General features: G+C 68.4%; 15 protein-coding genes. All 15 read right to left on the bottom strand.

Features of this window, described 5'->3' with window-relative positions:
• Nucleotides 1–109: 109 nt before the first annotated feature.
• Entirely contained in the window at nucleotides 110–1207 is a 1098-nt protein-coding gene (locus C2L80_RS02245) for an ATP-binding protein (RefSeq protein WP_087195659.1), read from the bottom strand.
• A gap of 12 nt (nucleotides 1208–1219) precedes the next feature.
• On the bottom strand, nucleotides 1220–2752 hold the full coding sequence (gene rny, locus C2L80_RS02240; protein WP_087195658.1) for a ribonuclease Y: 1533 nt from the start codon (nucleotides 2750–2752) through the stop codon (nucleotides 1220–1222).
• 411 nt (nucleotides 2753–3163) lie between these two features.
• The gene (locus C2L80_RS02235; RefSeq protein ID WP_087195657.1) at nucleotides 3164–3820 is read right to left on the bottom strand and encodes a regulatory protein RecX; all 657 of its coding nucleotides are present in this window, start codon (nucleotides 3818–3820) and stop codon (nucleotides 3164–3166) included.
• Nucleotide 3821: 1 nt separating this feature from the next.
• On the bottom strand, nucleotides 3822–4880 hold the full coding sequence (gene recA / locus C2L80_RS02230) for a recombinase RecA (protein WP_087195656.1): 1059 nt from the start codon (nucleotides 4878–4880) through the stop codon (nucleotides 3822–3824).
• Between the two features lie 272 nt (nucleotides 4881–5152).
• Nucleotides 5153–6325 (bottom strand): CDP-diacylglycerol--glycerol-3-phosphate 3-phosphatidyltransferase, encoded by a 1173-nt coding sequence (gene pgsA / locus C2L80_RS02225; protein WP_103262541.1) that lies wholly within the window; start codon nucleotides 6323–6325, stop codon nucleotides 5153–5155.
• A gap of 5 nt (nucleotides 6326–6330) precedes the next feature.
• On the bottom strand, nucleotides 6331–7665 hold the full coding sequence (rimO, locus tag C2L80_RS02220; RefSeq protein ID WP_092200597.1) for a 30S ribosomal protein S12 methylthiotransferase RimO: 1335 nt from the start codon (nucleotides 7663–7665) through the stop codon (nucleotides 6331–6333).
• 6 nt (nucleotides 7666–7671) lie between these two features.
• Complete coding sequence (locus C2L80_RS02215) at nucleotides 7672–8169, bottom strand: YajQ family cyclic di-GMP-binding protein (RefSeq protein WP_103262540.1); 498 nt, start codon at nucleotides 8167–8169, stop codon at nucleotides 7672–7674.
• A 149-nt stretch (nucleotides 8170–8318) separates the two neighbouring features.
• Nucleotides 8319–9395 carry a helix-turn-helix domain-containing protein gene (locus tag C2L80_RS02210; RefSeq protein WP_103262539.1) on the bottom strand — a complete coding sequence of 359 codons (1077 nt, stop codon included), beginning with the start codon at nucleotides 9393–9395 and terminating at the stop codon, nucleotides 8319–8321.
• Nucleotides 9396–9408: 13 nt separating this feature from the next.
• Complete coding sequence (locus C2L80_RS02205) at nucleotides 9409–11940, bottom strand: FtsK/SpoIIIE family DNA translocase (RefSeq protein ID WP_087195651.1); 2532 nt, start codon at nucleotides 11938–11940, stop codon at nucleotides 9409–9411.
• 99 nt (nucleotides 11941–12039) lie between these two features.
• The gene (locus C2L80_RS02200; RefSeq protein WP_103262538.1) at nucleotides 12040–13938 is read right to left on the bottom strand and encodes a ribonuclease J; all 1899 of its coding nucleotides are present in this window, start codon (nucleotides 13936–13938) and stop codon (nucleotides 12040–12042) included.
• Between the two features lie 192 nt (nucleotides 13939–14130).
• Nucleotides 14131–15030, bottom strand: coding sequence for a 4-hydroxy-tetrahydrodipicolinate synthase (gene dapA, locus C2L80_RS02195; protein WP_103262537.1), 900 nt, complete (start codon nucleotides 15028–15030; stop codon nucleotides 14131–14133).
• Between the two features lie 40 nt (nucleotides 15031–15070).
• Nucleotides 15071–15889, bottom strand: coding sequence for a 4-hydroxy-tetrahydrodipicolinate reductase (dapB, locus tag C2L80_RS02190; protein WP_087195648.1), 819 nt, complete (start codon nucleotides 15887–15889; stop codon nucleotides 15071–15073).
• Nucleotides 15890–16159: 270 nt separating this feature from the next.
• On the bottom strand, nucleotides 16160–18391 hold the full coding sequence (gene pnp / locus C2L80_RS02185; RefSeq protein WP_103262536.1) for a polyribonucleotide nucleotidyltransferase: 2232 nt from the start codon (nucleotides 18389–18391) through the stop codon (nucleotides 16160–16162).
• 175 nt (nucleotides 18392–18566) lie between these two features.
• Nucleotides 18567–18854 carry a 30S ribosomal protein S15 gene (rpsO, locus tag C2L80_RS02180; RefSeq protein ID WP_087192977.1) on the bottom strand — a complete coding sequence of 96 codons (288 nt, stop codon included), beginning with the start codon at nucleotides 18852–18854 and terminating at the stop codon, nucleotides 18567–18569.
• A gap of 215 nt (nucleotides 18855–19069) precedes the next feature.
• Nucleotides 19070–19522: a GNAT family N-acetyltransferase gene (locus C2L80_RS02175; RefSeq protein WP_087195646.1), complete on the bottom strand. Its 453-nt coding sequence runs from the start codon at nucleotides 19520–19522 to the stop codon at nucleotides 19070–19072.
• Between the last annotated feature and the right edge of the window lie 14 nt (nucleotides 19523–19536).

Genomic DNA, 19536 nt, shown 5'->3' with positions numbered 1-19536 from the left:
GTGCGTTTGTCTCATGCAATATGCCGTCGCGCTCTCAGCGCCGCTTGAGCGCTTGTGCTATTCTACCCATTCCCCGTATGGTTCGCAACCTGCGCATACGTCCGGCACGTCAGCGCAGCTTCTCGACGGGGATGAGCACGCGGATGCCGTCTTTTCCCACGCGCACCTCGGGGCGCACGTGAGGTTCGAGGTAGTAGTCGCGCGCGAGCGCGGCGAACGCGTCCGACACGCCGGCAGAGAATCGTTCGAGGTCGGCCGGATCGACGCGCAGACCTCGCGCGTCGCCGCCTCTCCTCGAACGCGCAGACGGCTTCGCGGCGCCCTTCCCCTCTGCCGTCCCCTCCCCGGCGATGCGCACCCGGTTCACGAGCGGCTCGAGCGGGTCGATCCCGCCGTCCATGACACGGCGCGCCGAGCGCTCCGAGATGACCAGGCCGAGCCGCGCGGCCTCCTCGGCGAAAGACGCCGGATCGGCCGCCGTGGCCAGACGCTTGCACACGGGGAGCCCGGAGGAGTCTGAGCAGAACGCGCGCGAGGCAGAGGTGAGCGACGAGAGGCCGAAGGCGTAGACCGTGGCGGCCACTTCGGTGGCCGACCCCGTGTAGACGGTGCAGGTGCGGCGATGCTCGAGCGCGAACTCGCAAGCGGTCCGCAGGATGTTCTTCGGGCCGCGCACGGCGACGCTGCCGGATTCCGTGCGCTCGAACGAGGGGAACGTGGATTGGTCGGCCTTCTCTCCGAGCCGGCCGAGATCCGTCTCCACGACGAACGAGGATCCCTTGCCCGCGTCCGACGCGGCGATGCGGGCGGCTTCGGCGTTCACCGCGATGGAGTAGAGCGCCATGCCGCGCCCGTGCACGCCCCATTTGTCCATGTGCATGGTGTCGAGCTTGGAGGTGACGCGGGGCTCGAACACGCGCTCGTGCATGGCCGGGGGGATCCCGTCGCCGTCGTCGATCATGACGATGCGGCGCCGGCGCTCCTCGCGCGTGGCCGCCATGAAGATGCTCGAGGCATGCGCGTCGCGCGCGTTCCTCAGCATCTCGATGACGATGTCCTCGGTGGAGCGGATGTCGTGGGCGGCCTGGCGGCGCTCGGCCTCCGCGCTCCTCAAACGGACGAAGCCGTCTCCGAGGTCGGCTTCGACCCGGAGACGGCTGTCGCCGCACACGTCCTCTATGAAGCGCTCGAGCGTTTCGTCGGCCATGCCGGACGTATCCTACTTCGCGATGCCGATCGCGCGGCTCTCGCGGATGACCACGACCTTCACCTGACCGGGATACTGCATCTCGTTCTCGATGCGCTGCGCGATGTCGTGCGCGAGCACGGTGGTGGCGGCTTCGTCCACCGTCTCCGGCTCCACCATCACGCGCACCTCGCGGCCCGCCTGGATGGCGTAGGTGCGCTCGACGCCCTTGTACGAGCTCGCGATCTCCTCAAGCTTCTCCAGGCGCTTCACGTACGCGTCCAGCGTCTCCTTGCGGGCGCCCGGACGCGCCGCGCTCACGGCGTCGGCCGCTTGCACGAGCACGGCGAGCACGCTCGACGGTTCCACGTCGTTGTGGTGCGCTTCGATGGCATGGACGATCTCCTGCCGCTCTCCGAAGCGGCGCGCGAGGTCGGCCCCGATGACGGCGTGGCTGCCCTCGACCTCGTGGTCGACGGCCTTGCCCAGATCGTGCAGAAGGCCCGCGCGCTTGGCCGGAACGGGATCAAGCCCCAGCTCCGAGGCCATGACGCCCGTGAGGTAGGCCACCTCGAGCGAATGATTGAGCACGTTTTGGCCGTAGGAGGTGCGGTAGCGCAGCCGTCCGAGCGTGCGCACGAGCTCGGGGTGCAGATCGTGGATGCCCGTGTCGAAGGCGGCCTGCTCGCCGGCCTCCTGGACGCGCTGGTTCACGAACGCCTCGGCCTTCGCGAACATCTCCTCGATGCGCGCGGGATGGATGCGCCCGTCGGCGACGAGGTTCTCCATCGTCACGCGCCCGATCTCCCGGCGCACCGGGTCGAAGCACGAGATGGTCACGCACTCGGGCGTGTCGTCGATGATGAGGTTCGTGCCGGTGAGCTGCTCGAACGAGCGGATGTTGCGCCCTTCGCGGCCGATGATGCGGCCCTTGAGGTCGTCCGACGGGATATGGATGGCAGAAACGGTCGTCTCCGCCGAATGGTCGGCCGCCACGCGCTGGATGGCCAAGCTCAGGATCGAGCGGGCCTTTTTGTCGGCCTCGGCCTTCGCGCGGGCCTCGGCGTCGCGGATGATTGCCGCGGACTCGTGGGCGACCTCGTCTTTGAGCGTGTCGAGCAGCTCGGCCTTCGCCTCGTCGGGCGTCATCCCGGCCACGCGCTCGAGACGGCGGCCGACCTCCTGCTCGGCCGCGTCCAGATCGCGCTCGCGGCGGTCGAGCTGGCCCTGCTGGGACGACATCTGATGCTCGCGCGCGTCGAGCGACTCCACGCGTCGGTCGAGCAGCTCCTCGCGCTGGGACAGGCGACTCTCGGCCGCGCGCACCTCGCGCAAGCGCTCCTTGTTCTCTGCCTGAGCCTCCTGCTTGAGGCGCAGGGCCTCGTCCTTCGCTTCGATGACGGCCTCGCGGCGCAGCGTCTCGGCTTGCCGTTTGGCGTCGGACACCAGGGATTCGGCCTCTTGCGCCGCACGCTTGGTGGACGTGTTGGCCAAAAACCGGGTGACGACGAAGCCGAGGGCGATGCCGACGACGGCGCCGATGACCAGCCAAATGATCTCGGGCATGCGCTCCCCCTTTCGTTTCGCGTTGTCGATGGTACGGTTCTCAGGGTCTGTGGTCGTAAAAAATCCCGGCAAAGCCGGGCATGAGCGAACGCACGCGATACGGGTGGCATCGTATGGACTTTTCTATAAGAAGTACCCTCATCGGGTACGCATCACTCAAGCTGCATCCCATGATAAGGCTTGCGGTTGATTTGTAAAAGCCCCGATGCGAGAAATATTTGCAAAACCCCTTGGACGTGCAAGGTTTTCGGCCCGGTGGAAGGGCCTCTTTCCGTGCACAGCGTGTCCAAACGGACCGGAAGCGCCCCTGCGGCCGGAAGGCCTCTCGAGAAGAGGGCCCGCCCGAACCGGAGGGGAAGAAAGACGGGATCTCCTCCAACCCCTTTGCGAGAGGTTTTGGACGAAGGGCGCTCAGCCCTTTCGGGATTCGCTCCACATGCGCGCGGCCGATGCGGCGGCGTCTGCCCCGAACCCCTTCTGCACAAGGCGGCGATACGCCGCGTCGCGCTGGTTCTTCGCGCGCGGAGGCCGGCGCTCGAGCAGCGCGAGCGCGCGCTCCACCTCGTCCGGAGCGCCCTCGTCGGCATCCGCGAGCGCGTCCACGCCGTCCGGATCGATGCCGAGACCGGAAAGCTCTGCGGCGATCCCTTGGCGGCCCCGCCCTTGGGCGAGGCGGCTGCGCGCGAGCACGTCGGCATAGCGCGCGTCGTCCACGAGCCCGCAGGAAAGCGCGCGCGCAAGGGCCTCCTCGACGGCCTCGGGCGCGAACCCCTCCCGTGCAAGGCGGCGGCGAAGCGCGGCGCTCGCTTGCTCCCTCGCCCCGGCCAAGCGCTCGATCTTGCGGAAGGCAGCATCAGAGTCGGTCGCGCGGCCCTTCGAAGGCGCATCGGGCTCCGAAACCTCGTCCACCGCGTCCTGCGGGCAATCGAGCGCTCCCCCTGTCCCGATCCTCCCTCCGCATGCGACGCGCGAAGACGCGACCGGGTCCAAGCGAGAAGGGTTCCGGCCCTCTATGGCGGCGATCTCCGCGCGCAGCCGCTCGCGGAGATCATCGGATGCCCCGGACACGCTACCTCTTCTTCGCGGGCTTGGCCGCCGGCGTGAGCGCTTCGGCCTCCTCTGCCGTGCGCGCGACGAGGGGGATGTCGAACGCCTCGCGCACCTTCGTCTCGAGCTCTTCGCGCAGATCGGGGTTCTCGCGCAGCGTCTGCTTGGCGGCCTCGCGCCCCTGTCCGAGGCGCTCCTCGCCATAGGTGTACCACGCCCCGCTCTTCTTGGCGACGCCCGCCTCCACCGCCATGTCGACGATGCACCCCTCGCGCGAGATGCCCTCGCCGTACATGAGGTCGAACTCGGCTTGACGGAACGGGGGCGCCACCTTGTTCTTCACCACCTTGGCGCGCACCCGGTTGCCCACGACCTCGCCGTCCTTCTTGATGGAGTCGATGCGGCGGATGTCGATGCGCACGCTCGAAAAGAACTTGAGGGCGCGACCGCCCGTCGTCGTCTCGGGATTGCCGAACATCACCCCGATCTTCTCGCGCAGCTGGTTGATGAAGATGCACGTGGTGTTCGACTTCGACAGCGACCCCGCCAGCTTGCGCAGCGCCTGGGACATGAGGCGCGCCTGCAGACCCACGGTCGTGTCGCCGATCTCGCCTTCGATCTCCGCGCGGGGCACGAGCGCGGCCACCGAGTCCACGACCACCGCGTCGATGGCGCCCGAGCGCACAAGCATGTCGCAGATCTCGAGCGCCTGCTCGCCAGTGTCGGGCTGCGAGATGAGCACTTCGTCGATGTCCACCCCCAAACGCGCGGCGTACACGGGATCGAGCGCGTGCTCCGCATCGATGAAGGCGACGATGCCGCCCATGGCCTGCGCCTCGGCGAGTATCTGCAAGGCGAGCGTCGTCTTGCCGCTCGATTCGGGGCCGTACACCTCCACGATGCGCCCGCGCGGCACGCCGCCGATGCCGAGCGCGGCGTCGAGGGGCAGCGACCCCGTGGGGATGACGCCGATGTTGAGGTTCTGCCCGCCCTCGCCGAACTTCATGATGGAGCCCTTGCCGAACTTCGTCTCGATCTGATCGGTGGTCAGTTTGAGCATCTTCGATTTCTCTTCGTTCATGCGCTTCCTTCTCTTCCCCAGCCGTGCATGCGCCGGCGGCTCTGTTTCCGCTTCTTCCATTATACGAACATATGTTTGTTAGTCAAGCAGATTCGCGAAACAAGCTTGCGCATTTCAGTATAGCGTCGGCTTCCGACGGGCGCATGGCGCGCGTCCAGCGAAACGTCGCCCCGATCCGACGCCGATCTCACGTAAGCGCAACGCCTTCCCGTCGCGACTCCGACGCGTTTCCAACGCGCATGCGGCGCACCCCCAATGCCGTCTTCGCACGCTCAGCCCTCAAGCGACTCGAGCAGCGCCTCGAGCGCGGCGCGTACCGTCTGCTCGCGCACCTCCCGGCGACCGCCCGCAAACGAGAGGAGGCGCGCCCGGCAGCCCGCGTCGTCGGCCACGCCGAGCCACACCGTGCCCACGGGCTTGCCCGGCTCGGCCCCGCCGGGTCCGGCGATCCCCGTCACGGCCACCGCCACGTCGCAGCGAAGCTCGCGCCGCGCGCCTTCTGCCATCGCGCGCGCCGTCTGCTCGCTCACCACGCCGAACCGCTCGATGGCCTCCGCGTCCACGCCGAGCACGTCGCGCTTGACCGCGGCCGCGTAGCTCACGATGCCGCCCCGCACCGCATCCGAGCTGCCGGGAACCTCGGTGAGCGCCGCCGCCACTAGGCCGCCCGTGAGGCTCTCGGCCGTGCCCACCGTGCGTCCGGAGGCCCGGGCCGCGTCGAGCACGTGCGCCGCAAGCTCGTCGAGCGCCGACTCGCCCGCTTTCGCACCCTCGCGCGCGCCCGCGGTCCCGTCCGCGCGCGCAAGCCCGATGAGCCGGCGCGCCTTCGCGATGTAGTCGAGCATCGACACGACCGTCAGCACGAGCGCGACGATCATCACGCCCCAGCTCAGAAGCCACAGGCCGTCCGAAAACGCCGCATGGACGCTTCCCGCCATATGGCTGTCCTTCACGGTGAACAAGACGATGGCGACCATCTGGAACACGGTCTTGGCCTTGCCGTACCAGCTGGCCGCGATCACCGCGCCCTCGCTCGCCGCCACCATGCGCACGCCCGAGACGATGAACTCGCGCGCCAGGATGACGAGCACGACCCAGCTCGGCAGCGATCCCAGCTCCACGAGCGCCAGAAGCGCCGCAGCGACGAGGATCTTGTCGGCGAGCGGGTCCATGAACTTGCCGAAGTCGGTCACCTCGCCGCGGCTGCGCGCCAAATAGCCGTCCAGCCAGTCAGTGCAGGAGATGAGGATGAAGATGCCCGCGGCGACGAGCCCTTTCGCGTCGTCGGCCACCTGCGGCAGCCCCAGCCACTGCGGCCACGGGCTGATGAGCGCCACCACGAACACCGGGACGAGGCAGATGCGCACGAGCGTGACCACGTTGGCCGGCGTCCACAGCCCTTTGGCGGGCGTGGGCCCCACGCGCCGCGACCCCTTCGACGGCATGGCGCTCACTCCCCTTCCATCTCGTAAAGCAGCGTATCGGCGATGCGCACGCGCACCACCTCGCCCGGCTCGCCGGCCGCAAGGTACGTGACGCCGTCCACCTCGGGCGCCTGGCACATCGCGCGCCCGTAGAGCTGCCCGTCCTCCTCCGCGCCCTCCACGAGCACGTCCATCTCGCACCCGACGCGCGCGGCGATGCGCGGGACGCTCGCGGCGTCTGCCGCGTCGCGCAGACGCTGGGCGCGCTCGGCCTTCTCGTCCTCGTCGACCTGTCCGTCCAGGCGCGCCGCGCGCGTGCCCTCCTCGCGCGAGTAGGGGAACACCCCCACGTAGTCGAACAGCCCCTCCTCCACGAAGTCGACGAGCTCCTCGAACAGCTCCTCCGTCTCGCCGGGGAATCCCGCGATGAGCGTCGTGCGCAGCGTCGCGTCCGGCACCCGCGAGAGGATGCGCTCGATGAGCTCCTCGAACTCCGCGCGCGAGCCCGTGCGGTTCATCGCGCGCAGGACGCCCTCGTCCACGTGCTGCAAGGGGATGTCGAAGTAGGGGCACACGTTCCCATGCGCCGCCACGGCCTCGAGATAGTCGTCGGTGACCCCTTCTGGCTGCAGGTACATGACGCGCAGCCAAACGTCCGGGAACTCCTCGGCCAGCGTCGAGACGAGCTCGGCCAAGGTCGAAGGCTCTTCGAAGTCCTCGCCCCAGCGGCCCGTGTCCTGCGCGATGAGCACGACCTCGCGCACGCCGGCCGCCGCGTGCGCCGCGACCTCCGCACGCACGCGTTCGAGGGGGAAGCTGCGGTAGCGCCCGCGGATGAAGGGGATGGTGCAGTACGAGCAGAAGCGGTCGCAACCGTCCGATATCTTCACGTACGCGTACGGAAGGGCCGTCTGCGGGCCGCCCGCCGCGTTGTCGGACGGCCCGCAGACGGCGCAAGCGCCCGGAAGCGGCAGCTCGACGCCGAGTGCCTCGGCCATGACGGCCGCGACGTCGTCCTCGCGGGAGCACGGCAGAAACGCGCGCGCCTCCACGAGCTCGTCGGCAAGCTCGTCGCCGTAGCGCGCCGGCATGCAGCCCGCCACCACGAGCGGAGCGCCCGCCTCGACGTTGGGAAGCCCCGCCGCGTCGAAGACGGCCTCGATGCTCTCCTCGGTCGCGCTTTGGATGAACGAGCACGTGTTCACCACCACGGCGTCGGCCCGCGCAGGGTCGTCGATCAGCGCGAAACCCGCTTCGGCGAGGCGCGCGCGCATGCGCGCCGTGTCGGCCTCGTTCTTGGCGCATCCGAGCGTGACGAAGGCCACGGCGGGCGTGCGGGCGCCCTCGAAGTTCGCGTCCATATGCGATCAGCGGTAGTTGACGTACTGCAGCGGCTGGCCGTAGTCGCGGCCCTTCAGGAAGGCGATGACTTCCTGCAAGGTGTCGCGGGACGCGGAGCTCACGCGCAGCTTGTCGCCCTCGATCTGCACCTTCACCTTCAATTTCGTGCCCTTGATGTCCTTGTTGATGCGTCCGGCCACGTCCTTTTCGATGCCCTCGACGATGCTCGCCGTCTGGCGCACGCTCTGTCCGGCTGCGGGCTGCGCCTCGCCCCATCTGACGGCCGCAAGGTCGATGCCGCGGCGCACGAGCTTCGAGCCGACGACGTCGATGACCTGCCGCGCCACGAACTCGGACGGAGCGGAGACGGTCATGGACTTGCCCGCTTTGTCGAGCGCGATCTCCGCGCCGGAGTCCTTCAGGTCGTAGCGCTGCGAAAGCTCTTTCTTCGCCTGCTGAAACGCGTTGTCGACCTCCTGCATGTCCACCGTGGACACGACGTCGAAGCTGGATTCCTTCGCCATGGCTGCTCCTTCCCAACGAGCGCGGTCCGCGCACGGGCCGCGCGTGATTCCATATCGGAACAGGATAGCGCATTTTCAGGCCCGCATCCGGCGATTTCAAAGCCCGTCCACGGCTGCGGGCCCTCCCGCCGGCGAGCGCAAGGGCCTCCCTAGGCGTCCTCGGAGCCGTCCGAGCCCTTCGCCGCCGCATCGGGGTGGTCGGCCCTCCACTCCTCGAGGACGGCCTCGAAGTCCACCTCGTAGGTGTAGACCCCCGTGGACTCGTCGGCCGCAGGCTCCACCTCCTCGCCGTTGACGGTGACGCTCACCGCGTCGGGATTCGACGTGACCACCCGCAAGGGCGTGTCGGTCACCTCGTAGTCGAGCGTCTCGGGGCCGGTCACGCTGTCTCCGAACGTGATGCTCTCGCCCTCGTAAACGTCGAGCCACGCCTCTTGGCCCGACGCCACCGACACCTCCACCTTCGCGCTCGTAGGTGCCTGCTCTTCGGGCGCGCTTTGCGTCGCGTCCGGTTCCTGCTGCCCCTGCTCGCCTTGGGACGCGTCCTGGGGCTGCTCGGCCGTCGGGTCGGAGAGGCCGGAGACGTGCACCTTCGGCCCGTCGTCTGCGGGCTTCTGCCCTCCGAACACGAAGGCCAGAACGACCACGAGCAGAACGAGGATCGCGCCCCCGGCGATGACGAACGGCAGCTTCGACTGCACGGCGTTGGGCGCCTTGGGCCCCGCGTAGAAGTTGGTGTACTGGGTGCCGGGCAGGGCCGCATGGCGGCTCGGATGCGTGCGGCCCTCAAAGCGGCGCTCTCCCGCACCCGTCGCGCGAGAGCCGTCGCCGCGCGCGTAGTCGCGCCGATCGTCGTACAGGGTGCGCCCGAAGGCATTCTGGCGCGGCGGGCGCTCCTCCTCGGGCTGCGGCGCCCTCGAGCGTCCCGAGCGGCGCTCTCCCGCACCCCCTTCCCGGCGCGAGGGCTGGTCGGTGCGCGCGCGGCCCACCTGGTAGGCGTAGGCCTCGTCGAGATACCTGCGCGTTATCTCGCTGGGGTTGAGTCCCACGAGCCGGGCGTAGGCGTTCACCATGTTGCGCGCGTACCCGCGCGGGGGCATGCGCGCGAAGTCGCCCTCCTCGATGGCGCGCAGGATGTCGGGCCTGATGCGCAGACGGCGGGCCGCCTGGGCCAGGTCGTAGCCTTTGCGCTCGCGGGCTTCCCGCAGGATCGATCCGAATGTCATCCGCGCCACCTCGTCACTCTCTCGGGCCCGCCTCGTCGTTCGCCTCGAAGGCCTTCAGCGTCTCAAGCTCCATGGCGTCCACGAGCACTTCGCGGGGCTTGCTGCCGTTCGGTGGCCCCACGACGCCCTTCTCTTCCAGCAAATCCATTATACGCCCCGCACGCGAATAGCCCACCTTGAGCCGGCGTTGGATGTTCGACGTGGATCCGAGCCCGCTCGACACCACGATCTCGGCAGCCTCCCAGACGAGCGGGTCGTCGCTCGCGCAGGAGCCGCCGCTGCCGTCGGGCTGGGACGCGCCGAGCGTGATGAGGTTCGTGGAAAGGATCTCGGAGTGGTACTCCGGCTCGCCCTGCGCCTTGAGCAGCTCCACCACGGCGTTGATCTCGTCCTCGGACACGTAGCAGCCCTGGATGCGCTGGGGCTTGGCGTACTCGGGCTTGCTGAACAGCAAGTCGCCCAAGCCGATAAGGTTCTCGGCGCCGGGCGTGTCGAGCACGACGCGGCTGTCGATGCCGCTCGCCACGTTGAACGCGATGCGGTTCGTGATGTTCGCCTTGATGAGGCCCGTCACCACGTTGGTGGACGGGCGCTGCGTGGCCACGATGAGGTGGATGCCCGCCGCGCGCGCCAGCTGGGCGATGCGGCTGATGGAGAACTCCACCTCCTTGCCCACGTTCATCATGAGGTCGGCCAGCTCGTCGATGATGATGACGATGTAGGGCAGCTCGGATCCCAGCTCCGAGGCGGCAGGCTCCTCGCCCGCTTCCTCGGCCTTCTTGGCGGCGGCCTGCTCGGCTTGCACCTTGGCGTTGTACTGCCCGATGTTGCGCGCCCCCACCTTGGAGAACACCTTCAGGCGCCGCTCCATCTCGGCTACGCCCCACGACAGCGCGCTCGCAGCCTCCTTGGGCTCGGTCACCACGGGCACGTACAGATGCGGGATGCCGTTGTAGGGCGTGAACTCCACCCGCTTCGGATCGATCATGATGAAGCGCACCTCGGCGGGCGTGGCGCGCATGAGGATGGACATGATCATGGCGTTGATGGACACCGACTTGCCCGAACCCGTCGTGCCGCCGATGAGCAAATGCGGCATCTTCGCGAGGTCGGATATGATCGAGCGGCCCTCCACGTCCCTGCCCACGGCGATCATGAGCGGACCGTCCGGGGCGTCTTTGATAACGTCGCCCAGAAGCACGCTTTGCCGCACGCGGTTGGGCACCTCTATCCCCACGTAGTTCGTGCCGGGGATTGGCGCGAAGATGCGCACGCCGGGCGCGGCGAGAGCGAGCGCGATGTCGGCCTCGAGCGCCGTGATGCGGCTCACGCGCACGCCGGCGGGCAGGTCCACCTTGAACAGCGTCACCGTGGGGCCGGCCACCCATCCCACGACCTCGGCCATGATAGTGAAGCTCTCGAGCGTCTCCTGCAGACACGCCGCCGTCTCCTTGAGCTCGGCGTCGCAAGCGAGATCCTTCTTCGGGCTCTTCGATGTGGAGAGCATGTCCATCGGCGGCAGCTCGAACCCGTCCGCGGGACGGGGCGCCGCGAGCGGTGCGGCAGAGGAAGCCTTGACGGCAGCTGGAGCGCCGGCCTCGCCGGCATCCTTGCCGCGCGTCCGCCCCAGCTTGCGCGTGAGCGTTTGCGGGGCCTCGCCCGAAGGCTGGTCGTCGAGCGGCTGGGAAGCGCGCCTCAAGCGCGACGTGCGAGCTGCCGCGAAGGATTCCTCCCCTTCCGCAGCCGAAGCTCGTCCCTTGCGCGGAAGCACGCTCGTCTCGCCTGCTTCAAGGGCCTCCCCCATGGTGGGCACGACGGGAACCTTGGCCCCCGACGAGCGCTTGATCCGCGAGAACGGCGGCGCGGCCAGCACGTCGGCATCCTTTTCGAGCTCGGCTCGCTCGGCGCGGGCGTCCTGCACGCGCTCGACGAGCTTCGAGAGGGACAGGCCTATCACCGCAAGGCCCGCCGCCGCCACGCCGACAAGGATGATGCACGACACCGCCTGCCCGAACAGGGAGAGGCCCGCCCAGGCGATGCCGGCCCCCACGTAGCCGCCGCGCGCGGCCAGCTCGTCGGGAGAGAACAGGTTGTCGGTGGCATCGGGTGCGGGCGCGGGGGTGAAGAGCGCGAGCAGCGAGAGCGCCGCGACGAAGATCATGACGAGGCCCACAGCCACGCGCGCGGGCACGCGCTCGCGCTCGAAGCGCACGAGGAAGCTCGCCCCGATGATGAGCAGAAGGAACGGCAGCACGTAGGCGCCCAAGCCGAGAGAGAGGTGCAGGGCCGTCGACAAAAACGAGGTCACGACGGCCTCCGAAGGCAGCACCGCCGCCGCGAACAGCGCCACGGCGAGCACCGAGACGGCCACGCCGGTGACGTCGCGGCGCGTGCGCTCGTCGAAGAGGCGGGGCTCTTCGGATGCTTGCGCACGCGAAGCCCTTGCTGCGCGAGCCTGCTTTTGGGCTGAGCCAGCACGACCCTTCGCCTTCGGAACCGATCCCTTCGCCTTCGATGTGTGTGCGGATGCTGGCTGTCGGGCCACGCCCTGCCCTCCTTCATGCTGCGTTTGCTGTGCGTTTCCGAGTGGGTTTCGACCGAACGATGGCCGCATGCGCCAAAAGGCGCATGCGGCCATTATAGCTTAAACCTCGAGCAAGTTCACAACGACCATGGGGCGCGTCTTCGTGCGTTCCCACAGAAGCGACAGAAGCGCGTCTTTGCCGGCCTTCTTGAGCTCCTTCGCGCCAGCGCCCTTGTCGAGCTGCCGCGCGAGGGCGTTTCTCACCGCGGTCTGCGCCTCGCGCACGAGGAAGTCGTCGTCGCCTCCGGTGATGCCGCGCATCTCCACCTGCACCGCCCCCGCGAGCCCCTTCTTCTTGCACGACACGGCGGCCGCGATGGCCGCGAAGCCCTGCGCCGCGAGCGCGCTGCGCTCGTCGAGCACGTCCTGGGAGGTGTCGCCCACCGACAGCCCGTCGACGAACACGATGCCGGACTGCACCGTCTCGCCGCGGCGCACGCCGTGCGACGACAGCTCGAGCGATTCCCCGTTCTCGCAGATGAACACGTTGTCGCTCGGAACGCCCGTGGCCTCGGCCAAGCGCGCGTGGGCGCGCAGGTGCGTGGCCTCGCCGTGCACCGGCATGAAGGCCTTGGGCTGCACGATGGACAGCACGAGCTTCAGCTCCTCGGCGCCGGCGTGGCCGGAGACGTGCACGCGCGCGCGGCTTTTGTCGTAGACGTCCGCGCCGATCTTGGCCAAACCGTTGATGACGCGCGTGACGGCCTTCTCGTTGCCCGGGACGGGCGTAGCCGATATGATGACCGTGTCGCCCTCCTCCATGGAGATGGTGCGATGCTCGCCGTTGGCGATGCGCGCCAGCGCCGAGAGCGGCTCGCCTTGGCTGCCCGTGCACATGATGACCACTTGCTCGGGAGGGACGCCTTTGAGCTCGTAGGCGTCGATGAGGTCGGCGTCGCTGATGTCGAGGTAGCCGAGGCGCCGGGCGATGTCGGTGTTCTGGATCATCGAGCGCCCCGTCACCACCACCTTGCGGCCGCTTGCGACCGCCGCGTCGCAGATCTGCTGCATGCGGTGGATGTGGCTTGCGAACGAGGCGATGATGACGCGGCCCTTGGCCTGGGCGATGATCTTCGCCAGCTCTTTTCCCACCTCGGCCTCGCTCGGCGTGAAGTTGGGGTTCTGGGCGTTGGTGGAGTCGCTCATCATGAGGTCCACGCCCATCTGGCTGAACTTGGACAACGCGCCGAAGTCGGTGGTCACGCCGTCGATGGGCGTCTGGTCGAGCTTGAAGTCGCCCGTGTGCAAGACGTTGCCGGCGGGGCTTTGGAAGAACACGCCCACCGAACCGGGAATGGAGTGGTTCACGGCGAAGAACTCGGCGGTGATGCAGCCGAGCTTCACCTGGTCGCCGGGCTTGATCTCCACGAGCTTGGCGTTTTTGATCCGATGCTCGGCGAACTTGCCCTCGATGAGCCCGAGCGTCATCTTCGTGCCGTAGATGGGCACGCTGCGGTCGAGGTCCTTCACAAGGTAGGGCAAGGACCCGGTATGGTCCTCGTGGCCGTGCGTGATGATGATGCCGCGCAGCTTGTCGGCGTTCTCGAGCACGTAGGTGTAGTCGGGCAGGATGAGGTCGACGCCCGGATGGTTGTCGTCGGGGAACATGAGCCCCGCGTCGTCGAGGACCATGTCCCCTTTGCACTCAAAGGCCGTCATGTTCTTGCCGATGGCGTCGAGGCCGCCGAGAGGGATGATCTTGAGCGTGGCGTTCGGGTCCTTCTTCGGCGACGCGAAGCTGCGCCGCCTCTGGCCGTCCTGGCGCCGGCGCCCGCCCTGCCCCTGAGAGCCTGCTTTTGTGAGCTGGGGCCGCTCGTGTTCGAGCTGCACATGCTTGTACGAGCGCGTCTTCTTGACGCTACCCTCGCCGGCGGCGCTTCCGTCGCTCTTGCGGGACGCGCGGCCGTTCTGGCGTGCGCCTCCGGTGCCGCGCGGAGCGCGCGGTTTCTTCTCTTCCATATAAAACCTTCCGTCAGGCGCGACGCGGGCATGCATCGACGCGGACCGGGGTGTGTCCGGCCCGCGTCGATGCGCCGCAAGCCTTCCGCCTACGGCGCGCCCGCATCGCGCGGTTATCGCATAGCGCCGTTGCACGGCGCCCTCTTCCGATTTCACGGGCGCGGCGGCAGACCCGCCGCGCCCGCCCTTTTCTTAAGCTTCGAGCACGCCGACCTCGCGCATGATGCCCGCGAGGCGCGCGGACTGCTCGGGCGTGGCGTCGACGAGCGGCAGACGCACCCCGCCCACGGGGAAGCCCGCCAGCTTGAGGGCCTCTTTGACGAGGATGGGGTTCGCCGTCTCGAACAGGCCCTTCATAAGCGGCATGAGACGCTCGTTGGCCGCCTCGGCGGCTTGCCAGTCTCCGGCCGCACACAGATCGACGATCTCCTTCATGCGCGCGGGCGCCACGTTGCCGATGGTCGAGACGACCCCGGCACCGCCCCGTTTCATGATGTCGAACGTGGCGGCATCGTCGCCGGAATAGACGGAGAAGCCCTCCGGAGCGCCCGCGACGATGGCCTCCACCTGCTCCATCCTGCCCGACGCCTCCTTGACGGCCACGACGTTGCCGCACTCGCGCGCAAGGCGCAGGGTGGTTTCGGCCTCCATGTTCACCACGCAGCGGCCAGGGATGTTGTACAGGATGACGGGCAGCTCCACCGCGTTCGCGATGGTGCGGAAGTGCTGGTAGATACCCTCTTGCGGAGGCTTGTTGTAGTAGGGCACCACGCACATGAAGCCGTCGACGCCAAGCTCGGCCACCTCGCGCGCGAAGCTCACCGTGTCGGCCGTGCAGTTGTCGCCCACGTTGGCGATCACGGGCACACGCTCGCCAACGGCCTCCACGACGGCGCGGAACAGATCCATCTTCTGCGGGTAGAACACCGTCGGGCTCTCCCCCGTCGTGCCGTTGACGATGAGGGAATCGCTGCCGCCGTCCACGAGGCGCGTGGCGAGCGCCTGCGCCTTGTCCAGGTCGAGCTCGCGATCCTCGTCGAACGGAGTGACCATGGCCGGGATCATGCGGCCGAATCGAGGCTCTTGCGACATGCGTCCTCCTCAGCTTCCGTGCGCGGGCCGGTCCCGCGCCTCATCGAACAGTCGTACTCGCACCATCATTATGGCACGGCGCGTCCGAGGGCGCCATGAAGTTCTCCAAACCTACAATCAGGCCCGAGCGCCCGCCCACGCTGCGGATGCCCAGAAGGACGCCCGGCATGTAGGAGGCGCGGTCCCAGCTGTCGTGGCGAATGGAGAGCGTCTGCCCGAAGGAGCCGAACACCACCTCCTGGCTGGCCACGTAGCCCATCGAGCGCACCGAATGCACGGGCACGCCGTCCACGAGCGCCCCGCGCGCGCCTTCGCAGCCCGCGATCTCGGTCTTTTTGCCGGGAGCCTCGCTTGCGCGGCCGCCGCGCGCCTCGGCGACGATCTGCGCCGTGCGCACGGCGGTACCCGAAGGCGCGTCCTTCTTGTTGCAGTGATGGAACTCGATGACCTCGGCTTCAGGGAAGTACGGCGCGGCAGCCTTGGCGAACTCCATCATGAGCACCGCCCCCGTCGTGAAGTTCGGCGCGTAGAACAAACACGTCCCCGTCAAAGCGAGCGCGGCCAGCTCCTCAAGAACCTCGCGTGCGAGGCCCGTCGTGCCCACGACGCAGTCAACGCCCGCCGGCAGCGCGGCGCGCAGGTTGCCCTCCACCGCCTTCGGCTGCGTGAAGTCCACGAGCACGTCGAACGCCGCGCCGTCGAGCGCTTCCGCCACGCTCGCGAACACGGGGAAATCCACCTCCGCGCCGACGTGGGGGTCGATCCCGCACGCAAGCTCCATGTCGTCGGCCGCGCAGACCGCGCGGACCGTCGCCGACCCCATGCGCCCCGCGCATCCGGCCACCGCTACTTTGATCATGATGTCCCGCCTTTCGATTCGCTTCCCCATCATCCTACCACGCCCCGCCGCCTCTGCCCGCAAAACGTTGCCTCGGCGTGGCAGAGAAGGCGGCGGGGGCGAACGCGACAGGGGTGTGACAGGGGGACGGGGATAATGTCACATTCTTGGAGAGCTAACGATGTCCAGGCGACCGCGGGAATGTGACATTATCCCCGTCCCCCTGTCACACCCCGTTCCTGCCATGCCTTCAAAGCGAGGGGCCGCTCGCGCGGCCCCTCTGTTGCGTCCCTAGCCCTCGTGACGACGGCGCGGCGTGCGCCCGCCCACACCGCGGCCCTCGCGGCCGCTGCGGCCCGGACGGTTGTCCCGGTCGGAACGGCCCTCGCGCTGCGGGCGGTCGGAGCGCTCGCGGGAGGGCACCGAGCCCTCGGGCGCGTCGGGCTTGTCGAGGCGATCGAGCGAGATCTTGCCCGTGTTCGGATCCACCTCGAGCACCTTCACCTTCACGACGTCGCCCAGGCTGAGCACGTCCTCCACCTTGCCGACGCGGCCGTTGGCCACGCGCGAGATGTGGAGCAGACCGTCCTTGGCGGCGGTGAGCTTCACGAACGCGCCGAAGTCCTTGATGCCGACGACCTCGCCTTCGTACTCCTCGCCCACCTCGGGCTCCTTCACGATGCCGAGGATCATGGCCTTGGCGGCCTCGCCGGCCGGGCCCTCGATGGCCGCGATGTGGATCGTGCCGTCCTCTTGGATGTCGATCTGCGCCCCCGTCTCGTCCTGGATGCCGCGGACCACCTTGCCGCCGCTGCCGATGACGTCGCGGATCTTGTCCACGGGGATGTGGATCGTCTCGATGCGCGGCGCGAACTGGGACAGCTCCGCGCGCGGCTCGGCGATGGTGTCGAGCATGGCAGAAAGAATGTGGGCGCGCCCCTCCTTGGCCTGCGCAAGGGCGCGGGCGAGGATGTCGACGGACAGGCCGCGGGCCTTGTTATCCATCTGCAGGGCGGTGATGCCCTTCTCGGTGCCGCACACCTTGAAGTCCATGTCGCCAAGGAAGTCCTCGATGCCCTGGATGTCGGAGAGGATGACCACGTCGTCGCCCTCCTTGATGAGGCCCATGGCGATGCCGGACACGGGCGCCTTGATGGGCACGCCGGCGTCCATGAGGGCGAGCGTCGAGCCGCAGGTGGAGGCCATGGACGACGAGCCGTTGGACTCGAGCACCTCGCTCACCACGCGGATGGCGTAGGGAAACTCGTCCTCGCCCGGCAGAACCGGCAGAAGCGCGCGCTCGGCAAGCGCGCCATGGCCGATCTCGCGGCGCTTCGGCGCGCCCATGCGGCCGGTCTCGCCCGTGCAGTACGGCGGGAAGTTGTACTGGTGCATGTAGCGCTTGCCCTCGGCGGGGTCGATCGTGTCGAGGCGCTGCCATTCGTTCAGCATGCCGAGCGTGCACACGCTCATCACCTGCGTCTGGCCGCGCTGGAACAGGCCCGAGCCGTGGACGCGGGGCAGGTAGCCCGGCACGATGTGCAAAGGCCGGATCTCGTCGGACGCGCGGCCGTCGGCGCGCTCGCCCGTCTCGATGACCATGGCGCGCATGGCCTTCTTCTCGAGCTTCTTGAGCTCGGCGGCGATGTCGGCCTTCCAGGCGTCGCGCTCCTCGTCGGTGAAGCACTCCTCCTTGACGCGGGCCTTGAGCGCCTCCACCTTGGCCATGCGCGAGAGCTTGTCGGCGTCGCGCAGGGCCGCGCCCATCTCGTCCAGATGGGGCGCCACGCGCTCGGCGATCGAGGGATCGGCCGCATGCACCGGCCACTCGACCGGCTCGATGGCGCAGCGGTCGAGGAAGCGCTGCTGGGCCTCGCAGAACGCCCTGATGGCCTCCTGGCCGAACGTCATGGCGGCCAGCATGTCCTCCTCGGAGATCTCGTCGGCACCGGCCTCCACCATGGAGATGTAATCGGCCGTGCCGGCGATGGTGAGCTCGAGGTCGGAGCGCTCGGACTCCTCGAACGTCGGATTCACGATGAACTCGCCTGTCTCGACGTCGCGACCGATGCGCACGCAGGCGGCCGGACCGTCGAAGGGCGCCGCTCCCAGCATGAGGGCCGCGGACGCGCCGCCCACGCAGATGGTGTCGGGCGGGTTGACGCTGTCGACGACGAGCGTCGTGCACACGATGTGCACCTCGCGCTTGAAGCCGTCCACGAAGCCGGGGCGGATGGGACGGTCCACCATGCGGGCCGTCAGCGTGCCCTTGTCGGAGGGGCGCGCCTCGCGCTTGAGGTAGCCGCCGGGGATGCGACCCACGGCGTACATCTTCTCGATGAAGTCCACCGTGAGGGGGAAGAAGTCGTAGTCCTTCTCCTCCTTCGAGATCACGGCCGTGACGAGCACGGTCGTGTCGCCCTGGGTGACGAGCACGGCCCCGGTGGCCTGCTTGGCCAGCTCGCCCGTCTCCAGGCGGTACTGCTTGCCGTACAGCTCGAAGGATTCGACGATTTTTTCCATACTGCTCTTTCTTTCTCTTCTGCCTTGGACGCCCTAGTGCGGCCAAGCTTCTTTGACGCGGCGGCCCCGTGCCGCCGGTCGCGAGCGAAGGCGCCCTTGCGCCTCCGACCGCGTCGCGCGCGCCCCCGCAGGGGCGCCTATGCGAGAGCCCGCCAAGGCGGGCTCTCGTACGCAGCTAGATGGTGTCGCGGATGCCGAGCTTCTTGATGAGAGCGCGGTACTCCTCGATGTCGCGGTTCTTGATGTACTTCAAGAGGCCGCGGCGCTTGCCGAGGAGCATCATGAGGCCTCGGCGGGTGTGGTTGTCCTTCTTGTGCACCTTGAGGTGCTCGGTGAGGTTGCGGATGCGCTCGGTGAGGATGGCCACCTGCACCTCCGGGCTGCCGGAATCGGCCTCGCCCTTGCCGTACTCCTTGATGAGCTCTGCCGTGCGCTCCTTCGTGATGCTGAGCTTGCTGGGCATGTTCTTCCACCTTTCTCGCGGCTTTCGCCGCATCGTCGCGCACAAGGCGCGTTGCGTGCGCGCTTCCCTCTGGGAGGCATGCGGTGGACGCATGCGGACCAAGCGGGAAGTGCCTGCGTTTTCGCAGCCTACCTATTGTACCGGCAAGCCGCACGCCCGGCAAGCGCGCTCGGCGCCGCCCACAGCTTCCGCACAAAGCGGCAGGTTGGAGAGCCTCAGGAAAGGTCGAGCTGCATGAAGACGTCGGCCGCCGGATTGTCGTTGTAGCGGTCGATGTCGCGAAAGCCCAGCCGACGGTAGAGCGCGATGGCGCCTCGACTCGCAGACGTCGTGTCGAGGCGCACGGCGACGTCGCCGCGAAGGCGGGCGCGGGCTATGGCGCGCTCAGCGAGGCGGCGACCCCATCCTTGGCCCTGCAAGCGCTCGTACAGAAACAGCGTCTTGAGCTCGCTCGCGCCTGGTTCGAGCTCGCGCAGACCCACGCAGCCCACCACGTCCTCGCCGTCCTCGACGAGGCACCAAAAGGCGTCGAATCCGTCCTCGATGTGCTCGAGGTGCGCGTGGCGACCCGCCGGGTCGAACGAGCGGCCCGATTCGGGCAGGCAGCGCGACAGGAACGCGAACAGGGCGTCGCGAAGGCGGGGTTCGAAAGCGACGAGCTCGATCATGGACGGCCCCTTCC

It is taken from the genome of Rubneribacter badeniensis, from assembly GCF_002899695.1.
Lineage (GTDB): Bacteria > Actinomycetota > Coriobacteriia > Coriobacteriales > Eggerthellaceae > Rubneribacter > Rubneribacter badeniensis.
This window is presented reverse-complemented; position numbering and strand designations above follow the sequence as displayed.

Excerpts from the sequence above, each read along its gene's own strand:
- C2L80_RS02245 (WP_087195659.1), bottom strand. The coding sequence starts at position 1,207 with ATGGCCGACGAAACGCTCGAGCGCTTCATAGAGGACGTGTGCGGCGAC.
- rny (WP_087195658.1), bottom strand. The coding sequence starts at position 2,752 with ATGCCCGAGATCATTTGGCTGGTCATCGGCGCCGTCGTCGGCATCGCC.
- recA (WP_087195656.1), bottom strand. The coding sequence starts at position 4,880 with ATGAACGAAGAGAAATCGAAGATGCTCAAACTGACCACCGATCAGATC.
- pgsA (WP_103262541.1), bottom strand. The coding sequence starts at position 6,325 with ATGCCGTCGAAGGGGTCGCGGCGCGTGGGGCCCACGCCCGCCAAAGGG.
- rimO (WP_092200597.1), bottom strand. The coding sequence starts at position 7,665 with ATGGACGCGAACTTCGAGGGCGCCCGCACGCCCGCCGTGGCCTTCGTC.
- C2L80_RS02215 (WP_103262540.1), bottom strand. The coding sequence starts at position 8,169 with ATGGCGAAGGAATCCAGCTTCGACGTCGTGTCCACGGTGGACATGCAG.
- C2L80_RS02210 (WP_103262539.1), bottom strand. The coding sequence starts at position 9,395 with ATGACATTCGGATCGATCCTGCGGGAAGCCCGCGAGCGCAAAGGCTAC.
- C2L80_RS02200 (WP_103262538.1), bottom strand. The coding sequence starts at position 13,938 with ATGGAAGAGAAGAAACCGCGCGCTCCGCGCGGCACCGGAGGCGCACGC.
- dapA (WP_103262537.1), bottom strand. The coding sequence starts at position 15,030 with ATGTCGCAAGAGCCTCGATTCGGCCGCATGATCCCGGCCATGGTCACT.
- dapB (WP_087195648.1), bottom strand. The coding sequence starts at position 15,889 with ATGATCAAAGTAGCGGTGGCCGGATGCGCGGGGCGCATGGGGTCGGCG.
- pnp (WP_103262536.1), bottom strand. The coding sequence starts at position 18,391 with ATGGAAAAAATCGTCGAATCCTTCGAGCTGTACGGCAAGCAGTACCGC.
- rpsO (WP_087192977.1), bottom strand. The coding sequence starts at position 18,854 with ATGCCCAGCAAGCTCAGCATCACGAAGGAGCGCACGGCAGAGCTCATC.
- C2L80_RS02175 (WP_087195646.1), bottom strand. The coding sequence starts at position 19,522 with ATGATCGAGCTCGTCGCTTTCGAACCCCGCCTTCGCGACGCCCTGTTC.